The sequence below is a fragment of the Parapedobacter luteus genome, from assembly GCF_900168055.1.
Lineage (GTDB): Bacteria > Bacteroidota > Bacteroidia > Sphingobacteriales > Sphingobacteriaceae > Parapedobacter > Parapedobacter luteus.
In genome coordinates, this window is record NZ_FUYS01000005.1 from 325724 (window position 1) to 346208 (window position 20485).

A 20485-nucleotide genomic window follows, 5' to 3' on the forward strand; every position below is an offset into this window, starting at 1 on the left:
CGTATGCCGCTTTCCAAACAAATTGTTACATATTCTCCTATGGAAAAGTGAGTACATTAGCTACCGGTATACTTAAACATATCCGCCAATGCTTAAAAAATTACTTTCCATCGCCTTTATCGGCGCCAGTTTATCGGTTTACGCTCAACAATCCGTACTCACGGTCGAGAAAATCATGCGGGATCCCAAATGGATGGGCATCGCTCCCAGCGGGGCTTTTTGGGAAGCAGGCAGCAATAAGCTTTATTTTTCGTGGAATCCTGAGGCAGCAGAGACTACGCCTTTGTATTACGTGACCCCTTCGGATCGTGATCCGCGGCGGATCGGTGAACCGGAGGCGCAGAATGTCATCCGGCAATATAGCTATGATAAGTCCAGGAGCCGTATTGTTTTTGAGCGGTCAGGCGATATTTATCTTCGCGAACTGAAGTCGGGTGAGGAGTCGCAGCTAACCAAGACCGTTGCGCGTGAAAGTAATCCGCGTTTTACGCCTGACGGGCGGAACATTGTGTTTCAACAGGGAGATGACCTTTTCAGCCTGTCGTTGGATGGCCGTGAGTGGGAGCAGCTAACCCATTTTGGCAGGGCAGACAACACGTCCCGGCGCGGCCCGGCCGAACGATCAGGAGCGCTTAATGAGCAGGACAGCTGGTTGCAAACCGACCAATTGGAGTTGTTTGATGTGCTGAAGGTACGCAAACGGCAAGATTCTATCCGCAGGGTACAGCGGGACAACGCCGGCCGGCGGCCTTTAAGGTTATTGGACATCGGATCGGATATGTTGTCCATGCAGCAGTTGAGTCCGGATGGGCGTTATGTCACCTACCAGCTTACCAAGCGGGCAGAAAGCAACCGCAACACGATAGTGCCTAACTATGTGACCGAGTCAGGCTATACAGAAGATATTGCCAGCCGGACCAAAGTAGGTAATGCGTTGCCTGTATCACGGTCCTACATTTATGACCGGCAGCGCGATACGGTGTATATGATCGAAACAAAATCGATACCCGGGCTCAAAGATTTACCTGATTTTTGGGATGATTATCCAGACAAGAAAGCAAAGCTTTTGGAGGAAAATAGCGATCGGCAGGTGTCGATCGGGCAGGTGAGCTGGAACGAACAGGGTACGGCTGCCTGTGTCGTGGTGACCTCTGCGGACAATAAAGATCGTTGGATTATGCGGCTTGATGCCGAAAAAGGCATCTTGCATTTGGTCGACCGCCAGCGTGACGAAGCCTGGATTGCAGGCCCTGGCATTGGGCGCTCGTGGGGTACGGGCAACATCGGCTGGATAGATGAGTCGTCTATCTACTTTCAAAGTGAAGCCTCCGGCTATTCGCATATCTATACGGCAAACGTTCGCACCGGAGAAAAACGACAGCTCACGGAGGGTAAGTGGGAAGTCAGTGATCTTCAGCTTTCAGCCGATAGACAGCATTTTTATTTTACTGCCAATAAAAAGCATCCCGGCATTACCCATTTTTACCGCATGTCAGTAAAGGGTGGTGAACCCACGCAGCTCACTGAAATGGACGGCGGGAATGAAGCCGTGCTTTCGCCCGACGAGAAATGGTTGGCTGTCCGTTATTCGTATTCGAACAAACCTTGGGAGCTATACCTGCAGGAAAACAAGCCGGGGGCGAAGGCTGAAAAAATTACAGCGTCACTTACCGAAGAGTTTAGGGCTTACCCGTGGCGCGAGCCGGAAGTGATTGTCTTCAAAAATAGATTTGGGGACGATGTGTATGCCCGGCTATACCAACCGGCCACCCCAAAACCTAGCCGTCCTGCGGTGGTGTTTGTGCATGGTGCTGGATACTTGCAAAATGTGCACTATTGGTGGAGCCAATATTCGCGTGAGTATATGTTTCACAATCTGCTGGCTGATAAGGGCTACACCGTACTGGATATCGACTATACGGGAAGCGCAGGTTACGGGCGCGATCACCGCACCGGCATATACCGCCACATGGGCGGGAAAGATTTGACTGACCAGGTGGATGGGGTCAAGCTATTGGTAGAAAAATATGGAGTAAATCCCAAAAATATCGGTATCTATGGCGGATCATATGGGGGCTTTATTACCCTCATGGCCATGTTCAATGAACCGGACGTATTTGCAGCAGGTGCGGCGTTACGTTCGGTGACAGATTGGGCGCATTATAATCACGGTTATACGGCCAATATTCTTAATGAGCCATCAGACGACCCGATTGCCTACAAGCGCTCGTCACCCATTTATTTTGCTGAAGGACTAAAAGGCCATCTCCTGATGTGCCATGGCATGGTCGATGTGAATGTTCATTTTCAAGACATTGTACGCGTGAGCCAACGACTTATTGAGCTTGGCAAAGACAACTGGGAATTGGCCGTGTATCCCGTGGAGGATCATGGCTTTGTGGAGCCCAGTAGCTGGACGGATGAATATAAGCGTATCCTGAAACTGTTTGAAGAGCGACTAAACAACTGAAGCTGCCGGTGATGCCGTTGTGTTATTCCGCCCAATCACGGCGATCGAGGCTGCGGAATTGAATAGCTTCCGCCAGATGTTCGGTTTTGATATCCGTACTTCGGTCCATATCGGCAATGGTACGGGCAACTTTTAGGATTCGATCATAAGCGCGGGCGGAAAGGTTGAGCCTTTCCATGGCGGTTTTGAGTAACGCCTGTCCTGTTGAGTGGAGGAGGCATGTCTCGCGTACCAGCCGCGAGCTCATCTGCGCGTTGCAATAGATGCCGGGAATTGAGTCGAAGCGCTTGGCCTGTAGCTCGCGCGAAGCGACCACGCGGGTGCGGATGGAGGCACTTCGCTCTACAGTATCTTTGGCGACCAATTGGGTGAAGTCAACCGGGGTGACTTCCACATGCAGATCGATGCGGTCCAGCAGGGGGCCGGATATTTTACTGAGGTACTTTTGTACGGTGCCGGGGTTGCAAAGGCATTCTTTCTGAGGATGATTGTAGAATCCACACGGGCAGGGATTCATCGCTGCAACCAGGATGAAACTTGCGGGATAGTTTACGGAAAATCGCGCCCGCGATATGGTGATATTCCGCGATTCAAGGGGTTGCCGCATTACCTCCAGGACGGTGCGTTTAAATTCGGGCAATTCATCCAAAAAGAGTACGCCATTATGTGCCAGCGAGATTTCTCCCGGCTGAGGCTGGTGCCCCCCTCCTACCAGTGCTACATCGCTGATGGTGTGATGTGGAGCGCGGAAAGGTCGCACGGTCATCAATGATTCGGCTACGCCAAGTTTGCCAGCAACGGAGTGTATTTTGGTTGTTTCCAGCGACTCATCGAGACTCAATGGCGGCAGTATGGTGGGCAAGCGTTTGGCGAGCATGGTCTTGCCCGACCCCGGCGGTCCGATAAGGAGCACATTATGCCCGCCTGCGGCAGCTATTTCGAGTGCGCGCTTGATGTTTTCTTGTCCCTGTACATCGGCAAAATCCACTTCGTAGCTATCCCCACGCCTAAAGAAGTCGGCATGCGTATCAACCTGTGTCCTATCCAACGATTGCCTGTTGCTTACAAAATCAACAACTTCTTTCAGATGCCGGATACCATATACTTGTAATCCGGACACGACGGCGGCTTCCCGGGCATTGGCGAGGGGCAATATCATACCCTTGAAACCGTCGTGGGCCGCCTGCATAGCAATAGCGAGCGCGCCCTTAACGGGTTGTATGCCGCCGTCCAGTGACAGCTCGCCCAGGATGAGAAACTCCTGCAACAGGGGGGCTTCAATTTGTTTGGATGAGGCCAGTATGGCAATGGCTATGGCAAGGTCATATGAAGAACCTTCCTTGCGGATGTTGGCTGGAGCGAGATTGACCACGATCTTCTGCCGGGGCATGCGGAACCCCGAAGTCGATAAGGCACTTTCAATGCGGCGTAGACTTTCTTTTACCGCGTTATCGGGCAAGCCTACGATGTAGTACTTAGTCCCTCCCGAGATGTTGACTTCGATGGTTATGGTGGTCGCTTCAATGCCGTTTATGGCACTTCCGTAGGTTTTGATAAGCATAGGCAGTTGTATTTCCGCTAAAATAACGAATATCCTTTGCTTTAGAAAACACGCCGACCTTCAGCTACGCTTTAGGCAACATAAGGATGATGTAAAATATAGCCTCAGCCGTTAATTTTGGTGTTGTTTTTCTTCATACTGCTGCAGGGCTTCCTCGGCCACTTCCCGGGCATGGTCGCGCAGTTGGTAGATCTTCTCATGGTCTTCTTCCACTATTAAGGGTTGGGCGCGTACAATCACCTGGCGTACATCATACAGCCAGAGCATGGTGTTCATCAATAGGGCAATCAATGCGATGAGAATCAGGAGCTCAATCGTGCCGATATGCTGAAACGATAGCGCTGTGCCAATCATGAGTACGTTAAAACTTGATAGGGCAATCGTGGCTTGGGTATGGCTCATGCCCGTATCCAGAAGCCGGTGATGGAGGTGGTTGCGATCAGCCATAAATGGCGATTTGCCCTGAACCAGCCGGATGACGATGACCCGTAGCGTATCGAAAATCGGGATAATCAGTATGGCAATAGCTACTGCTGGCACCGAGTCCACGAAAGGCGGCGCCACAGCTATGTCTTGTGCTTTGTTGAGTTCAATGAACTGAATGGCCAACACCGCTATGATGAAGCCAATCGAATAGGCGCCGGCATCTCCCATGAATATCCTCGCCTTGCCCGCGTTGTACCGAAGAAAACCCAGCACGGAACCCGCCATGCTCATGGCCAGCAATGCCAGCCCGTATTCTTGCATCTGGAAGAAAATATATCCGAACGTAAGGCTTACAATTAAACTCACGCTACTCAATAAGCCGTTGATGCCATCAATCAGATTAAATGCATTGATGATAAATACGATGAGTAATGTAGAAAAAGGATAGCTTACTACCGGATGCATTTCATAAATGCCGAACACCCCGTAAAAACTGGTAAGCCTGATATCGGCGAAATAAACGACGATCAACGCTGTGATGGACTGTGCGAAGAATTTTTTATGCGGGTTCAGCGCGGCCAAATCGTCTTTAAGGCCTACCAAGAAAATCAACAGTCCGGAGGCAAAGACATAATTGGCATAAGGCAGGATGTTTCCCGAGATACAAAAACAAGCAGTGAAGGCAAAAGATGTAAGTACAGCTATTCCACCTAAGTTGGGCGTACGGTATTTATGGATTTTCCGTTCTTCAAGCGCCGGATCATCAAACAGCCGTTTTTGGTACGCCAACTTGATTAAAGAAGGGACGGCATATAGTGTGATGGCACATGAAAGTAAGAACGAAAAGAGTACCAAGTAAATGTCTATCATATAGAATAGCGTAATAGTACAAAGCGTAAAGCAACAAAGATAAGTTAAAAACAAAGTCTGTGTGCTTATTTAGCTAAAAATATTTCAATATAGCATTGAAGGTTTAGTCGCAATATTTATGCCACTTAGTTTGGAATTTTGGCATTCCTACATAAAATACCTAATGTTAGGTATGGGTTTTATGACAATATGCGGTTTTCCGGCAGTTTTTTTGATTTTGGCAAACGATTTGCAGGCTCATTTGTATAGTTAACTGGGTGAAGGAGGCAATCACGGGAAACGGAATGTCAAAATGAATAGTCTTGATTTTTCAACTAAATTATAGCAAGTTATGAATGATAACGCAAAAGTGGTAGCAGCATTATTAGCAGGGTTGGCCGCAGGTGTGGCTTTAGGAGTTTTGTTTGCACCGGATAAGGGATCTGAGACCCGTGAAAAATTGAATGATTCGCTGAAGGATCTGGGCGATGCGCTAAAGGAGCGTACAGCTGAGCAATTGGAGCATCTCAATGATTTCAAGGAGAAAGTTGTGGCAGCTGTCAAGTCCAAACTGAATAAGGGCGAACAGGCGATGGAGGATGCCTTAGAGGAACACGCTTGAATATAGAAAGGGGTTCTTGCCCTAAGCCATAACATGGCACAGCACAATGGGGTAGCCTACCCCGGCTTTCTATGAGTTCACGCGAGCTCATGGATGAACGCTTTCGGTATCGATTAATTAAGCCCTTGGCCAAACCAATATGGAGGAAAGAAAATTTTCACTTAGTGGTGTATTTCAGAAAAGCAAGGAATACATAGATACTCGTTTTAAACTTGTTAAGCTCAAGCTCGTCGAGCGGTCTTCAAGGCTCATTGCCAGCTTGATCGTAGATGTCGTAAAAACCGTATTTACCGTGTTTGTGGTGTTCTTTCTCAGTTTGGCTTTAGGGTTTTACCTGGGGGAGCTTCTAGACAGTAATTCGCTCGGGTTTCTCACTACCGCCGGGATATTTGTGCTGTTGATTGTGCTGGTGTCTCTTTTTGAAAATCCCATTGAACGCTTATTTATGAACCTTTCCATCAAGCGTTTTTTGCAAAAATGGAATGACGAAATAGATGAAGAAAATGATGATAAAGGAAAGCAAGATTAAGAACTTGGCTGATTTGAGGGCGGAAATTTATCGCCTTAAAGCACTCGCCAAGGAGCAGGAGGAGTATCTTAGCGATCAATATCATCTTTTCAACGAAAAGGCTGCTGCTCCTGTCCGATTTGTCAAATCGCTGATTTCGTGGATTCCGGGTACGGCGGCGGTACGCGAATTATTCGCCAAAGGCAAGAAAGAAGAAGACTGGTTAAATAAGGCTTTGCGAATAGGTCTTCCACTTGTGCTCAATCGATTCTTCCTGCGCCGTGCTGGTTTCCTGAAGCGGGCGCTGGTGACTTTGGCTTCACAGCAGGCTGCGGGCGTGTTGAATAAAGACCGGATGAGCAGTCTGATTAATAAGGTAGCTGACTTCGTTCGGCCCTCTAAAAGCAGCAGGAAAACCCGGAGGCATGTCGACTATGGCATCCCTCCCGACAGCGAGACTTATTAGTAACTTCTTTTTTTCCCCATTGCCCAGGGTAGGTATGACAAATTAGCCTATTTTTGCAGCCTATCGGATAACAGATGGGAAAAGACAAATTAAAGAAGTTTGCAGCAATCAATACCTTTGCCAATGTACTGCAATTGGATGAAGGAAAGGTAATGAAAGGTCAATGGGCGGCGAAGCATTTCGGCAACGGGCAGCCTATTGTACTCGAACTGGCGTGCGGAAAAGGTGAGTACACCGTCAACCTAGCGAAGCTCTTTCCAGACAGAAATTTTATCGGTATTGATTACAAGGGCAATCGCATCTGGCGGGGTGCCAAGACGGCCCTGGAAGACAACATCGCCAATGTGGCATTTCTCCGTATCCAGATTGAAACTATACTGGACCACTTTGCCAATGGCGAAGTCTCGGAAATTTGGATTACCTTCCCTGATCCTCAACCACAGAAAAGCCGCGAAAAAAAGCGGCTTACCCATCCTGCTTTTTTGGAAAAGTACCGGCAGATTATGGAGCCGCGAGGCGTCATGCACCTAAAAACGGATAATGATGGGTTATACGCCTATACGCTTGATAAACTGAACGAGCTGGGCCTCAACGTTCACTGGCAAACGGCAGACCTGTACCGTTCTGCTATGGTTGATGAAGTATTATCCATTAAGACCTACTACGAAAAAAAATACCTTGACACGGGGAAAAACATCAACTACGTGCAGTGGGGATGGCCGTGATTTTTTTATGCTTCCGCTTGCTAATTTTTTCGATGTTGACCGGTTGGGGTACTTTTATGTAATAGCCTGTGCCGTCATATGGCCTTTTCCTCGGGTGCTCCATGCAGGTATCAGAACAGCAGCCTTCCATCTTCCATCCACACGCCTCACATTGGGTGAAGTGCTCGTTGCATTCAGGGTTAGCACAATTGATCATGCGGCTGGTCGTGGTGCCGCAGTTTAGGCATGTGGAGACTACGGTAGGGTTTACCCGATTGACATCGACGGTCACGCGGTTGTCAAACACATAGCATTTGCCTTCAAAATCCTTGCCACCCACTTCCTTGCCGTATTTGATAATCCCTCCATGTAACTGATATACGTCTTTGAATCCTGCTTTCAACAGTAAGGCGGAGGCTTTTTCACACTTAATGCCACCGGTACAATAGGTTAAAATTTTTTTGTTTTTATATTGAGCCAGTTCATTGATTTTATTAGGAAACTCCCTGAAATTTTCGATGTCCAGCGTGACGGCATTTTTGAAACGGCCGACGTTATGTTCATAATTTGAGCGTACATCCAGTACGACCACGTCTTCGCGATCTTTCATCTCCAAAAACGCTTTTGGTTCAAGGTGTTTGCCGGTCTCCTTGGTTGGATCTATCACATTGGGATCGCGTAGCCCTGAGTGCACGATTTCGGATTTGTACCGGCAGTGCATCTTGATAAACGAAGGCTCATCGACCTCATCGATCTTGAAATCGGTTTTGGCAAACCTAGGATCAGCATGCACGGCGGCCATATAAGCTTTGCACGCCTCCGGCGTGCCAGATACCGTACCATTGAGACCTTCATCCGCTACGATGATGCGGCCCACGAGACCCAGTGATTTGCAAAATTCAAGGTGATCCGCGGCAAACTGTTCCGCATTGTCAATGTGGCTGTAGCAATAGTACAGCAGGGTTTGATAGTGTTTCATATGTCCATTGATACCGCTGCAAACGGCGTTTAATGTTTATTCTTCCGGGTGCAAAGGTAGTAAAAATTAGCACTACCCAATGGCCCCATATTGCATGAACGCAAAAAACTAAAAAAATAGTTCGTAGTTTTGCGTTATGAAAACGATCATCCTATTGATATTTCTCTGTCTGACGTCATTTTCACCGGTACAGGGACAGACTAAGATTCTTTCCTTTTCGGCGAGCAAAGCAAACGGGTCGTCATGGTCTGACCTGGATAAGCGGTACAAAAATGCTTTGGATGCCGATTCGGCTCTGGCCGTGTTTAAAACAGCAGAGGAACAGGCGAATCTGATTGAAGCCTATCAGGGTTTTTTGGTAGCGATAAGTAATCACCTAAGCGAACAGGGGGTTAAATGGAAGGGGACCACTCGGATATTCAACAGGTTCTATTTCGACCGAAATGGAAATGTGGAATACTATAGCTATACTTTCTTGTCGAATCCGCCGAACGAAGCGGATGAGCGACAATTCGTGGACGCCATGAGTTCGTTTTTTAAGGCTCATAGGTTCGGGGTCACAGCTGACGTACCTTTTGCTCAGTGTAGCCCGGTCACTTTCCAATGACGGCCCGTAAAGGAGCCGAAAAGCCTACTGGTAGTCCCTTAAGGGCAGAAAGGAAGGTGGGCTTACATCCTTTTTATGAATGATAATCGCTATGCAGCGATTATTGGGCGCTATTTCAAAGGCGATCCCTTCATCCGTGTCATAAATGGTATAAGGATCGCCCATGGCGTCGTATGTTTCGGTTAGGCGAAGCGGGTATGCTGAAGCGATCTCCTGATGCGTACTGCCAACGTGGATGGATTGCCGCGTTCGGAAGCTTGGGGCCGTAACCCGTACCTGCTGGATGCGCGCCGATTCATCGTTGCCCATATCACGGGAGGTAAAGACCGACAACGGATAGCCTTGTGTCGTATCACCACGCCACACCAATACCGCTTTGCCCATGCCAGCATTGCTAAAATCAGGCTGGCCGAGCCGATTAAGAAGCGAGCTATCGGTGTCACCCAGTGTGATAAGCCCTGCCGATTGGCCGGGTACCAGCAACAAACTGTCGGGAACCGTGGTTTGCTGCGCTGCCAAGGAGTCGGCCTGGCTGTCGTCTGACCGGCTATTCCGCTCGTTGCAGGCGATTAGGGCCATTCCCATCACGAGGGGTATTAATCGTTTCTGAAACCAATACACAATATAATACGTATTAATGCCTACTAAACGTCTACGAAGAAGTTTTGTTTCGCAGTGGAGCAAGCAGATATTCCAAGCCGTTCAGCTTGATTTCATACATGGTGGCTAAAAGCATACCCAATTTGCCGTTGGGGAAACCTTTTTGGTGGAACCACACGAGGTAGGGCTCCGGCAGGTTGCAAATCAATACCTCTTTATACTTGCCAAAAGGCATCCTGGTGGTTGTAAGCGCGTGGAGTATTTCTTCTTGTTTCATTATGTGTTCATAAGCTGCCGTCGTTCGGTTTGCCATGACGAGCATAATAAGCCGCAAGGTTAATGGCGATCACGATGTGATTGAAGATATTTGGCAGCAGCCCATAGTGCTTGCTAAAAATCTGGAAACGCTCCCTAAGACTTTGCCAATGCCGCTTTTTGGACATGCCACCCACGAGGTATTTGGCCACAAGGCGACGGGTGTGAGCAATAGTCTTCGCCTTTTTTGCGGCGCAGATTATCCAGTCAATATCGGCACTGAGCTGATAACGCAAATCGTAAGGACCCGTAATGGCGCGGCGGATGTAGATGGCTTGATGACTGACATTCATTCCGTACCGGAAGCTTCGCCAAGTAAAGCGGTCCGGAGCCGCGTGTCTACGCAAGCCGAGCGATTCCCAGCGGGCATCAAACATTTCGGTTTCACCGTAGTAAATATCGGCGTTAGGTGCGGAAGCAAAAACTTGTGCTACGGTATCCGGAGCGTAAATTTCGTCGCCCGAATTCATGAACAATACGTAATCTCCGGTCGCCAGTGCTAATCCCTTATTCATCGCATGGTAAATCCCATTATCCGGTTCGCTTATCCATCGCGTAATGTGACCGGTGTACCGCTGAATGATTTCGGTGGTGCCATCGGTAGACGCGCCGTCAATGACGAGGTATTCGATGTGAGGATAAGTTTGGTTGATGACGGATAGCAGCGTGCGTTCAATGCCCCGTACATCGTTATATACGACGGTAATGACCGTAAGTTTGGGCGAAAATGTATTCATCAGGATTCCGGCTGGTTTGCTGGCTTTTGCACGACCAGGATATTGTTATGGAAAAAGTTCATGTTTTTGGGAAGCAGCGCAGACAGCAATAGCCCGCAAAGCGTAAAAGGTGTGATGAAAAGGGGTGTCAAAGCTATCCGAAACATTTTATGCTTGGGGAAGATATGCTGGTAGATATAGGCAATCCACATTTGACAGATGGTGGCCACATAGTTGGTCGTTTTTTGGCTTTCAAGTACGATAAATCCCGATTGCTCGATTAAATGCCGGATGCCGAATGAGGTGTACCTGGCGTAATCGTAGGGAATTTCGTGCTCGTCCCATACAAAGGGCAGCGTAACCAACATTCGCCCGCCTGGCTTGAGCACCCGGTGTAATTCGCCAAGAATCTCGGGCAAGTTGAAGATGTGCTCGAAGACCTCGCTGGAAAAAATGCTGTCAAAGTACGCATCGGTAAACGGCAATGTCTTGCCGTCGTAATACACGTCGATTTCTTCGTTTCGGTGATCGTGACCGCTTACTTCAATGTCCGTACCGATGTATTCCGTGACATGAAAGAGCGCTTTGTAAGGCTTGCTCCCACAGCCGAAATCCAGCAGCCTTCCCTGCATGTGGGCGCTGGATTTGGATATCCCCTTATATAGGCCACCCCGGATAATAAAAAAAGGATTAAAAAACAACCCAAACAACGTAGGTTGGAAAAGGGACCGATTATATAGTTTCTTTAACACTGCTGGTAACTCCTTGTATATTTTAGTGATTGAACTGTTCTTTCCAGCGTTGTATCGCATTCGAGTCAAGATATAACTTCACGCTCATTTCTTCGTGTATCTTCTCTTCAAGTAAGTCCATTCGCTGGCGTTCGAGGACATTCAGGCCAATGTCATTGCGCATTTCGATGGCGCGGTTGTCAATACCGATAATGATAGCCTTCCGCTTCTTTTGCAGCGCACGTATGCCGGCGTGCAGCCGCGTGCCCACATACTCGCAGGGCTCACGCTCCAGAAACGCATCAAAGGCCGATAGTTTTGGAGCGATGTAATGGATATCCGATGTCAGGCTTTCGATATACGATTGGTCTTTTGAGCCTTGGATCCACACATGGACTTCCTCGTAATGTTTTTTGAGGATTTCGAGCATCTGCCGGTCCCGCTCCGGATCGCGCATATAGTCGGTGATGGTGGAGACTACTTTATCACGTTTCTTTGGGTTTATCTGCGAACAATGGGGCTCGTTTAGCTCCCACACGGTAGGGCAGCCTGTATTGATCACATTGTGGACGCCCATTTCGTTTAACTTTTGCAACGTATAGCTATCCCGTACGGCATGAAGGTATTTGGTGGAAAACAAGGCTTTATACATGGCCCGCGAATACAGGGAAACAGGCTTTTCCTGATACTGCCACCAGCCTACACCCAACAACACGACCTTGTGCCGCAATACCAGTACATCCTTTAGTCCAACCTTCCATTGGCTTTTGCGTAGCGTGTCGTTTTTCAGTAAGTTGGTACCTCCTACGATACCGGTGTCGTATTTGCGGAGTTTTAGCAAATCTTTTGGATGGATAGCAAAGTGAGTGGGTACGTTGATAACGAAGTCGTTCATAAACAACTCGTCAGCAATCCGGTTTACGGCGTCCATAATGATGTGGTCGCCGAGATTGGTTGTACCTATGGATGTGTCGAAAATGATCTTGGGCATGAGGTATCTTACAGCTTATCGTTTCATTAAACGTTGAATAATCGGGATAAATAGCAACGCTCTCATTATCATGCATCCCTGGCTCCTCGTTTTGGGGACAAAGATAACAAACAGCGCGGTGGATGCATACGCAACCAACGTAGCATAGGCAGCACCAATCATGCCATACTGCGGAATCCACCAGCTATTGAGGAAGATATTGACCAACGCACCAGTTAGTGCCCGAGCGAGGGAAAGCAACGTGTAGCCCTCGGCAATCAGGTATTGGCCACTTGCTACGTTGAGGAATACAAATACGCCGGCCCATACATGGACCGTTAGTACCGGGGCACCGGTGGCATACCCCGGTGCGTAAAAAGTGGAATAAATGATTGGAGCGACCAATGTGATCGTAGCGGCAATCGCAACGCTGATGACGACCATCAACTCATACAGGTGAAGCAACCTTTTCCGGTAACGTACGGGGTCATCCTGCCGGGCATTCATGATGGCAGGAAAAAGGGCCGTGACAATAGCCATTGGAATAAAATACCATCCTTCACTAAGTTGTACTACAGTAGCATATACGCCTAATGCCGCTTCTCCCAGATAGGTGCCCAGCATGAGCTGGTCAATTTTCATGTAGAGGGTGATGAAGATAGCGGAAAACGCCAATGGCCAGGCAAGCCTGAACAGGCAATTGGCTGTAGGACGATCGAACTTCCAATCGGAAATGTTATAGCCTGTCTTCTGGTACATATATACATTTCCGATACTTAGCAGGATAACATCTAATAACAACGCCCAAATGAACCAACCGAGTGATGCCTGAAATAAAATAAACAATAGCTTGAATACTGCAGACATGAGGTTGGCTCCAACTTGCACATACATTATATACTTGCCCTGTGCCCTTGCTTGGAAGTGACAGTCAATGATATTGACCGACTGGAACACACAGATCAAGGAAACAATACCGACGTAACCAACAGGCGCCGCGGGGGGCTCTTGGGCAAAACCGGCAATACAGAAGTAACTTAGATAAATAAGCGGAAGCGCCAACAGGCCGGCGCAAAGACGCAAACGGAAAGCGGTGCCCAGGATAACGTGCTGTCTGCCCGGATCTTGCAGCAATTGGCGGGTGACAAAACTGTCCATACCCAGGCTGCTGGCAGCCATGAAAAAAGAAACCAGTACCAAGGGATAATTCAATATGCCATTCTGGTGCGGCCCTAAATAGTTGGGCAACACTACCGCAGTGATGATCAGCTTGATGAACAGCGACCCTACGCGGGCTATCATCAGCCAACCGGTATGCTGCAAATACCTGTTAAACGCTTCGGTATCGAAGCCGGGTAGTGCTGGAATTTTCATTAAACGATTTCTACCACCTTGCTAAACCCTGCCAGACTCGGGTGCTTGGGCGCTAAGTCTGTGACCAGGTAGGAGATGGCATTAAGGCTACATACTTTCATCTTTTGTACCGAATTGAGTTTCTCGGCGATACTGAGTATAGCCGTTTTGCTCGAACTCCGTATCATCGCTTTCTTAATCTGTACCGCCTCCCAATCGGAGTCTGTAACCCCGTCTTCTACCGAAAGACCATTGGTGCCCAACAGGCAAAGATCGACACGTATTTCCGATAATTGGTTGATAACTTGGGAACCAATACTGATATTCGTGTTTCTGGAAAGTTTACCGCCGATAAGGATGACATCTGCATGGGTCCGCTCCGCGAGTTCGAGTGCTACGAGCGGACTGATAGTGAAAAACGTACATTGCAGGCTTTCAGGCACAATCCGCGCCAGTTCGAGCATGGTCGTGCCACCGCCTGCCAGCACGGTCATTCCGTTTTTAATCAGGCTAATGGCTTTATGTGCGATTTGTTTTTTGGCATCGCGGGCATATATATTGGTTTCCTGAAACGGGTATTGGAACGACTTGGATAGCGCCCCGCCATATACCTTCAACACCTTGCCATTTTCGGCCAGTTCGTTCAAATCGCGCCGGATGGTATCCTCAGAGACATTGAGTTGTACGCTGAGGTCCGAGGACAAGACCTTGTTGTGCAAGTTTATTTGATGGACAATAAAGGCTTGCCGTTCTTCTTTTAACATCGTGTATGCGGTTTATTTTAATCGGTAAAGATAGGATAAATAAAAGAAATTTGTATTATTACCGCATTAAAGCGGCAATAGATCCGATAGCATAATACAATGGCAGAATCATGCGTAGCAATTATTAACGGGACGATATTTACCGGTGAAACGTTCGTCGACGGCAAAGCGCTTTTGATAAAAGGGAGCCGGGTTGAAGGGCTGCTTCCGCCAGACAAGATTCCGCCTGAAGCTGACATTGTTGATGCAATGGGCAATTACGTTGCACCAGGATTCATCGATTTGCAGATATATGGCGGTGGTGGCCGTTTGTTTTCTGCCGAAACTTCAGAAGTTTCCATCACAGACATTGCAAACGCATTGGTGAAATCAGGTACAACGAGTTTTATGATTACCATGGCTACAAATACGATGGCAGTGGTAAACCGAGCGCTGGAGACATTAAGTGAATACCGCCACCCAGCGCTGCTGGGTTTGCATCTCGAAGGACCATACTTGAACGCGTTAAGAAAAGGTGCGCATCCGGAGGCGTATATCCGGGAACCTGATCAATCCGAAATCGCTGGTCTATTAAAAAAGGCAGACGGTTGCCTTCGGATGATGACCATTGCGCCCGAAAAGTTTGATAAGGCTACGGTCGATCTACTGATAGACCATGGGGTGCTGCTATCTGCGGGACATAGCAACGCTTCCTATAGAGAAGCCATGACCGGATTCGGACAAGGTATCCGGGCCGTTACGCATTTATTCAATGCCATGTCTCCGCTCCACCACCGCGACCCGGGCCTTCCAGGAGCGACCTTCCAATCCGATAGTGCCATGGCGAGTATCATTGCTGATGGCATCCATGTGGATTATCAGGTGCTTTCCATTAGCAAAAAACTGCTGGGCAGTCGTCTGTTTCTTATCACAGATGCAGTCGCAGCTGTGAATGAGGGCACATATATCCATGTATTTAAAGGCGATCGGTACACGCTGCCAGACGGTACGTTATCGGGCTCTGCGCTGACAATGATGCAGGCGGTGGCGAATTGTGTGCGCCATGGCGGTATACCTATGGACGAGGCGTTGCGAATGGCCTCATTGTACCCTGCGACATTTATCGGTGCCGATGACCTCGGCCGAATTGCAAATGGAACGGTGGCTGATTTGGTCATCTTTGATAATCATTATACAGTCAGACAGGTCTTTCTGAAAGGGCGGCATCAATGAGAAAGTTAGTTACCTTGCTCTATTTTCAGGTAATTGTCGCTATTATCATCGGTATTCTGATTGGTCATTTTTATCCGTCATTAGGCGTGCAATTAAAGCCGCTCGGCGACGGATTCATCAAGTTGATAAAAATGGTCGTCGCTCCGCTCATCTTCTGTAGCATCGTCTTGGGGATTGCAGGAATGGAGGATGTGAAGAAGATCGGGAAAGTGGGCATGAAGGCCCTATTATATTTTCAGCTTTCGACTATGGTTGCAATGTTGCTCGGCGTGATGGTGATCAATTTGCTGAAGCCGGGTGACGGTATGCATGTGGATGCGAGCTCGTTGGATACCACTGAAGTGGCAGGGTACATTACTCAAAGCAAGGAACAGGGCGGGGTAAAGGACTTTCTGTTGAACATCATTCCGGAAAATGTTTTCGGGGCATTGTCTTCGGGCAATTTGCTACAGGTGCTTTTCTTCGCTGTATTGTTTGGATATGGTCTCTCCAAAATTGGAGCCCGCGCGGAGCCTGCCACCCGCGTCATGCAGTCTTTTCTGGATGGATTGTTTGCCGTTATTAAGATGATCATGCGTGTTGCACCCATTGGCGCGATGGGGGCCATGGGATTTACTATCGGACGATATGGGATCAGCTCGCTTTCATCGTTGGGGATGCTCATGGTTGCCTTTTATTTCACGTGTTTATTATACGTGTTTTTGGCGCTGGGCTTGATTTTAAAGTATTACGGCATCAGTGTGTTTAAATTAGTCCGTTATATTAAGGAAGAACTACTCGTCGTATTGGGAACATCCTCTTCGGAGTCTGTTTTGCCGGCAATTATGCAAAAGCTGGAACGTATGGGATGTTCAAGACCGGTTGTGCGGTTGGCGGTCCCTACCGGGTATTCGTTCAATTTGGACGGAACAACCATCTATTTGACGATGGCAGCTATATTCCTTGCTCAGGCATTGGACATGCCCATGAGCTTAGGCGAACAGTTGTTTCTGTTATTTGTCCTGACCATCACATCCAACGGAGCGGCCGGAGTGACGGGCAGTGGGTTTATCATCCTTGCTGCTACGCTGCCTGTGGTGGGGCATATGCCGGTAGAATCCGTTGCGCTTATCTTCGGCATCGACCGCTTCATGAGCGAGGCACGGGCATTGACCAACCTCGTTGGGAATACAGCGGCTACCCTGGTGGTGGCTCGTTGGGAAAACGAGTTGGACATGGAGCAATTGAAGTCCGAGCTGGGCTAAGCTACTCTTCCTCTGTCGGTGGTGATGAATCAACATCGGTAGCCAAACTAGCCAATATGGTGTTTACCTCCTCTTCAGTAGCGGTAAGCTTGGCTTTGCACACACTGATGAGCAGCGTTGCGCGCTTCACTTTCTCGGACAGCTCATCGATGGTGATTTCTCCACGCTCAATTTCGGCTACAATGGTTTGCAGCTCGTTGAATGCATCTGTATAGGTGTATTTTTCGTTACTCATTTGCTGATGGGTTAATTTGGATGACGACACTGCTGAGGCTTCCTGATGCTAGATGTGTTTCCAACGTATCGCCGTCTCGGATGTTTTCGGTGTGCTTCACCGCACGGCCGTTGATTCGGGTGATGCTATATCCTCGGTTTAGGACCTGCTGCGGATCCAATAGCTGCACGGATTTCTGCATGGCGGCTAGGTTAAACTTGTTGTTTTTGAGTGTGGCTAAACTCGTTGACAGCAACGCTTGCTGCGGATAAAGCAAGGCCTGGTTTTCGTGCCGTAGACGGCTAACGCTTGCCATATCCAATCGCATGGCGTGGTACTCAAGGGCCCTATGCTGCTGATTTAATAAGTGTACGCTATGCAAACGGAAATGGTGGATACAATTCATCAGGTTGCTTTTCTGTGTTGCGAACAATTTGGCCGCAGCCTGTTCGATGGCGTCTTGCGCATGGGAAACGGGTACGGCAAAGTTGTGGAACCGCTGGATGAGAAAATCAGCCAGTTCACTTGGGGTAATCGCATTTTGATAAGCCACCATTTCGCTCACTGTCTGGTTGGTGGAGTGCCCAATGCCCGTAAGTACAGGGATGGGAAACCGGGCGATGGCGGAAGCGAGCAAGTAGTTGTTGTAGCTGGAAAGCCCTACATCCCCGCCGCCCCCACGGATGATGGCGACAACATCATATTCTTCCACATGCTCGGCGATGCGCACCAATTGGTTGATAATGGAAGGAACCGCTTTGTCGCCCTGCAATAATGCTGGAAAAAGGGTTTGCTCAAAGCGATAACCCCAGGAATTCCCATTTAAGATTTTCACGAAGTCGGCATACCCCTTGCTGGTTTCGACCGAGATGACGGCCAATCGTTTCGGGATGGGTGGAAAAGGAAGCTGTTTGTTGGCATAGAAAAGCTCTTCGTGTCTGAGCCGCTGGATATTCTCCTGTTTTTCGCGTTCGAGTTCGCCCAACGCGTACGCGGGGTCGATGTCCAGAATACGCAGACTAAGGCCATATAACGGATCATAGGAGATTGTTGCCTGAAATAAAATGGTAATACCGTTTTTCAAGGGCTCCTTTGCAATTTCGATAAACCGTTCGTTGATGCGTTTGTAATCGCCATTCCAGAGTACGGAACGCATTTCTGCGATCACTTTGCCGTCTTTTTTTTCGACTAATTCCGGATAACAATGGCCAGAATGGCTGTAATGATTGAGCTTGTTCATCTCTGCCTTTATCCAATAGACGCTTTTATAACGTTCGGCGATGGTCTTTTGGATGCTGCGGGCCACCTCCACAAGGGAAAAGACTGTTTTGTCGGGTAGTTTCTCAGGCATGATCAAAGATAAGGGTTTTCTATAAAATCATTACTTTTGTATCATGAAATTACCTATCATAGCCTATGGCGACCCGGTTTTGAAGCGAAAGGGAGTAGCGATTGAAAAGGATTATCCCGATTTGCAGCAGTTGATAGCCAATATGTTTGAGACCATGTATGCAGCACATGGCGTGGGGTTGGCTGCACCGCAGATAGGTCTTTCCATTCGCGTGTTTGTGATCGATGCGAGTCCGTTTGTAGATGATGACCCAACGCTTAAAGATTTTAGGAAGGTCTTTATCAATGCGGAGTTGCTCGATGAGCATGGCGAGAAATGGGCATTCAACGAAGGGTGCTTGAGCATTCCTGAAATCCGGGAGGATGTAAATAGATACCCTGATATACGTATCCGCTACGTTGATGAAAATTGGGTGGAGCACGAAGAAAATTTTACAGGGCTGGCTGCGCGCATTATCCAGCACGAGTATGACCATATTGAAGGTAAGCTGTTTACTGAGAAGCTGAGCCCCCTGCGGAAAGCCATGATTAAAAGCAAGCTGGAGGCAATTTCAAGAGGGCAGGTGGATGTGGATTACAAAATGAAGTTTCCCGCATTAAAGAAAAAACGTTGATACCGCTGATGTTATCCGCCGACAATGGGTAACGTCAATTGATATCTTACAGCAATAACCCGAATGACGGAGACTAGGCTTGCGCTAAGAAAAGCATTGAGGTTATAATTGACTCCGCCCATGTCGAGCAGTACAAATAAGATAGCTCCCGATAGGCAAGCCGTGGCATAGATTTCTTTACGGAGAATTAGCGGGGTCTCGTTTAATAAGGTGTCCCGGATCACGCCACCCATCACAGCAGAAAACATGCCTAATACGACAGCGGCAATGCCGCTCGCCTCAAATAGCAATGATTTTTGCACGCCGACTACGGTGAAGAAGCCAATTCCTAACGCGTCAAATAGAAAGAGTGTCCTTGCTAATTTGTCCAGTACTTTCTTGAACAAGACGGCGATTAATACGCCGGCCAGTATCGCTATCAGGTAGTTGCCGTCGTTTACCCATACAGGCCGTAGATTAAGAAAGATATCGCGAAGGCTGCCACCACCGATAGCGGTGACAAAACCGGTGAATGCGGCCCCAAATATGTCGATCCCATGTCTTGACGCAGCCATGGCCCCGGAAATAGCGAATACCATGGCGCCGAGTAAGTCGATGTAGTAAATTAGTTCCAAACCCCATGCGTTTGCTTGTAAAAATACAATAAATTCGAATTATTCCATTCGGTATGTGGGGTCGGGCTCGTGAAAGGTATGGCAAGCCCAGCGTGACGGTGTCGGTAGTTTAAATTTTTCTTGCTGATTTATAGTGACTAACGTTTTTTTTGCCATTTATTTCATCTCATAGTTTGGAAATTGACGATAAGGGTTCTACTTTTGCAGCCCGCAAACGGGGAAACGGTAAGAAGTTTTGAGTTTGCGGTTGTTTTTTGAACGGTTTGGGTAAGGTTTTGCGGTTGTTTGGGGGCGTTTGGTTTCCGGGCGTTTCGGGGGGTAAAAAAAAAGTAAAATTTTTTTTGGTGGAATAAAAAAAGCTCCTTACCTTTGCAGTCCCAAACGGAACGGGGGGTTGAAAGACGGTAGGTTCCGGAGCCGGCGCGCGATGTGCCGGCGGCAGAAAAAGAAGCAAAGACGGATGCGGCCTTTCGGGGCTGCGGAAGATAAAAAAGCCGAAGCGTGAGCGGAGGCGCGAGAGTTCTTGAAAGATATTGATATTCATGTAGCGTAACGAGTAGTCTGTCATGGGCGAAAGTTAACAAGACAGACCTAAG

Annotated in this window: 23 protein-coding genes; 9 read left to right on the forward strand and 14 right to left on the reverse strand. The window is 48.3% G+C overall.

Translation table 11 applies throughout. From position 1 onward, the window contains the following. Positions 1 to 88: 88 nt before the first annotated feature. Positions 89 to 2470, forward strand: coding sequence for a S9 family peptidase (locus B5X72_RS12505; RefSeq protein ID WP_079717228.1), 2382 nt, complete (start codon positions 89 to 91; stop codon positions 2468 to 2470). A gap of 22 nt (positions 2471 to 2492) precedes the next feature. On the opposite strand, the gene B5X72_RS12510 is transcribed toward B5X72_RS12505, so the two are convergent. Then, complete coding sequence (locus B5X72_RS12510) at positions 2493 to 4031, reverse strand: YifB family Mg chelatase-like AAA ATPase (protein ID WP_079717229.1); 1539 nt, start codon at positions 4029 to 4031, stop codon at positions 2493 to 2495. A gap of 111 nt (positions 4032 to 4142) precedes the next feature. Then, positions 4143 to 5327 carry a glycosyltransferase family 4 protein gene (locus B5X72_RS12515; RefSeq protein WP_079717230.1) on the reverse strand — a complete coding sequence of 395 codons (1185 nt, stop codon included), beginning with the start codon at positions 5325 to 5327 and terminating at the stop codon, positions 4143 to 4145. Between the two features lie 331 nt (positions 5328 to 5658). On the opposite strand from B5X72_RS12515, the gene B5X72_RS12520 reads away from it, so the two are divergent. The 4 genes from B5X72_RS12520 (at position 5659) to trmB (ending at position 7627) form a co-directional block, all read left to right on the forward strand. Further along, positions 5659 to 5928, forward strand: a complete 270-nt coding sequence (locus tag B5X72_RS12520) for a YtxH domain-containing protein (RefSeq protein ID WP_079717231.1) — start codon at positions 5659 to 5661, stop codon at positions 5926 to 5928. A 139-nt stretch (positions 5929 to 6067) separates the two neighbouring features. After that, positions 6068 to 6457, forward strand: coding sequence for a phage holin family protein (locus B5X72_RS12525; protein ID WP_079717232.1), 390 nt, complete (start codon positions 6068 to 6070; stop codon positions 6455 to 6457). Then, entirely contained in the window at positions 6432 to 6902 is a 471-nt protein-coding gene (locus B5X72_RS12530) for a hypothetical protein (RefSeq protein ID WP_233632604.1), read from the forward strand. The genes B5X72_RS12525 and B5X72_RS12530 overlap by 26 nt, the downstream gene beginning before the upstream one ends. 74 nt (positions 6903 to 6976) lie before the next feature. Next, positions 6977 to 7627 (forward strand): tRNA (guanosine(46)-N7)-methyltransferase TrmB, encoded by a 651-nt coding sequence (gene trmB / locus B5X72_RS12535; RefSeq protein WP_079717234.1) that lies wholly within the window; start codon positions 6977 to 6979, stop codon positions 7625 to 7627. On the opposite strand, the gene trhO is transcribed toward trmB, so the two are convergent. Continuing rightward, entirely contained in the window at positions 7599 to 8585 is a 987-nt protein-coding gene (gene trhO, locus B5X72_RS12540; protein WP_079717235.1) for an oxygen-dependent tRNA uridine(34) hydroxylase TrhO, read from the reverse strand. The two genes, trmB and trhO, sit on opposite strands and share 29 nt — an antisense overlap. Before the next feature lie 136 nt (positions 8586 to 8721). Here trhO and B5X72_RS12545 point away from each other — a divergent pair, with 136 nt between their 5' ends. After that, positions 8722 to 9192 carry a hypothetical protein gene (locus B5X72_RS12545; protein ID WP_079717236.1) on the forward strand — a complete coding sequence of 157 codons (471 nt, stop codon included), beginning with the start codon at positions 8722 to 8724 and terminating at the stop codon, positions 9190 to 9192. 24 nt (positions 9193 to 9216) lie between these two features. On the opposite strand, the gene B5X72_RS12550 is transcribed toward B5X72_RS12545, so the two are convergent. The 7 genes from B5X72_RS12550 to B5X72_RS12580 all read right to left on the reverse strand — a co-directional run bounded on the left by B5X72_RS12550 (position 9217) and on the right by B5X72_RS12580 (position 14641). Continuing rightward, positions 9217 to 9777, reverse strand: a complete 561-nt coding sequence (locus B5X72_RS12550) for a hypothetical protein (RefSeq protein WP_079717237.1) — start codon at positions 9775 to 9777, stop codon at positions 9217 to 9219. Between the two features lie 67 nt (positions 9778 to 9844). Beyond that, positions 9845 to 10069, reverse strand: coding sequence for a DUF3820 family protein (locus B5X72_RS12555; RefSeq protein WP_079717277.1), 225 nt, complete (start codon positions 10067 to 10069; stop codon positions 9845 to 9847). Between the two features lie 7 nt (positions 10070 to 10076). Next, complete coding sequence (locus B5X72_RS12560; RefSeq protein ID WP_079717238.1) at positions 10077 to 10844, reverse strand: glycosyltransferase family 2 protein; 768 nt, start codon at positions 10842 to 10844, stop codon at positions 10077 to 10079. Next, positions 10844 to 11575, reverse strand: a complete 732-nt coding sequence (locus B5X72_RS12565) for a class I SAM-dependent methyltransferase (RefSeq protein WP_176146191.1) — start codon at positions 11573 to 11575, stop codon at positions 10844 to 10846. The genes B5X72_RS12560 and B5X72_RS12565 overlap by 1 nt, the downstream gene beginning before the upstream one ends. 22 nt (positions 11576 to 11597) lie before the next feature. Next, complete coding sequence (locus B5X72_RS12570; RefSeq protein ID WP_079717240.1) at positions 11598 to 12545, reverse strand: polysaccharide pyruvyl transferase family protein; 948 nt, start codon at positions 12543 to 12545, stop codon at positions 11598 to 11600. A gap of 15 nt (positions 12546 to 12560) precedes the next feature. Next, positions 12561 to 13898: a flippase gene (locus tag B5X72_RS12575; protein WP_079717241.1), complete on the reverse strand. Its 1338-nt coding sequence runs from the start codon at positions 13896 to 13898 to the stop codon at positions 12561 to 12563. Next, a complete protein-coding gene (locus B5X72_RS12580) occupies positions 13898 to 14641 on the reverse strand; it encodes a DeoR/GlpR family DNA-binding transcription regulator (RefSeq protein ID WP_079717242.1) in 744 nt (247 codons plus the stop codon). Before B5X72_RS12580 ends, B5X72_RS12575 begins: the two co-directional genes overlap by 1 nt. 99 nt (positions 14642 to 14740) lie before the next feature. Between B5X72_RS12580 and nagA the strand changes: the two genes are divergently transcribed. Together nagA and dctA are read left to right on the forward strand one after the other, a co-directional pair. After that, complete coding sequence (gene nagA / locus B5X72_RS12585) at positions 14741 to 15853, forward strand: N-acetylglucosamine-6-phosphate deacetylase (protein ID WP_079717243.1); 1113 nt, start codon at positions 14741 to 14743, stop codon at positions 15851 to 15853. Beyond that, the gene (gene dctA / locus B5X72_RS12590) at positions 15850 to 17097 is read left to right on the forward strand and encodes a C4-dicarboxylate transporter DctA (RefSeq protein ID WP_079717244.1); all 1248 of its coding nucleotides are present in this window, start codon (positions 15850 to 15852) and stop codon (positions 17095 to 17097) included. The genes nagA and dctA overlap by 4 nt, the downstream gene beginning before the upstream one ends. Before the next feature lies 1 nt (position 17098). On the opposite strand, the gene xseB is transcribed toward dctA, so the two are convergent. Both xseB and xseA read right to left on the reverse strand, forming a co-directional pair. Beyond that, a complete protein-coding gene (xseB, locus tag B5X72_RS12595; protein ID WP_079717245.1) occupies positions 17099 to 17332 on the reverse strand; it encodes an exodeoxyribonuclease VII small subunit in 234 nt (77 codons plus the stop codon). Next, positions 17325 to 18662 carry an exodeoxyribonuclease VII large subunit gene (gene xseA, locus B5X72_RS12600; RefSeq protein WP_079717246.1) on the reverse strand — a complete coding sequence of 446 codons (1338 nt, stop codon included), beginning with the start codon at positions 18660 to 18662 and terminating at the stop codon, positions 17325 to 17327. Before xseA ends, xseB begins: the two co-directional genes overlap by 8 nt. Before the next feature lie 43 nt (positions 18663 to 18705). Here xseA and def point away from each other — a divergent pair, with 43 nt between their 5' ends. After that, positions 18706 to 19275 carry a peptide deformylase gene (def, locus tag B5X72_RS12605; RefSeq protein WP_079717247.1) on the forward strand — a complete coding sequence of 190 codons (570 nt, stop codon included), beginning with the start codon at positions 18706 to 18708 and terminating at the stop codon, positions 19273 to 19275. Positions 19276 to 19286: 11 nt separating this feature from the next. Here def and B5X72_RS12610 read toward each other — a convergent pair whose 3' ends face one another. Together B5X72_RS12610 and B5X72_RS20955 are read right to left on the reverse strand one after the other, a co-directional pair. Further along, a complete protein-coding gene (locus B5X72_RS12610) occupies positions 19287 to 19889 on the reverse strand; it encodes a trimeric intracellular cation channel family protein (RefSeq protein ID WP_079717248.1) in 603 nt (200 codons plus the stop codon). 161 nt (positions 19890 to 20050) lie between these two features. Continuing rightward, positions 20051 to 20485 (reverse strand): hypothetical protein (locus tag B5X72_RS20955; RefSeq protein WP_217698139.1); only part of this gene is annotated, 435 nt, incomplete at its 5' end.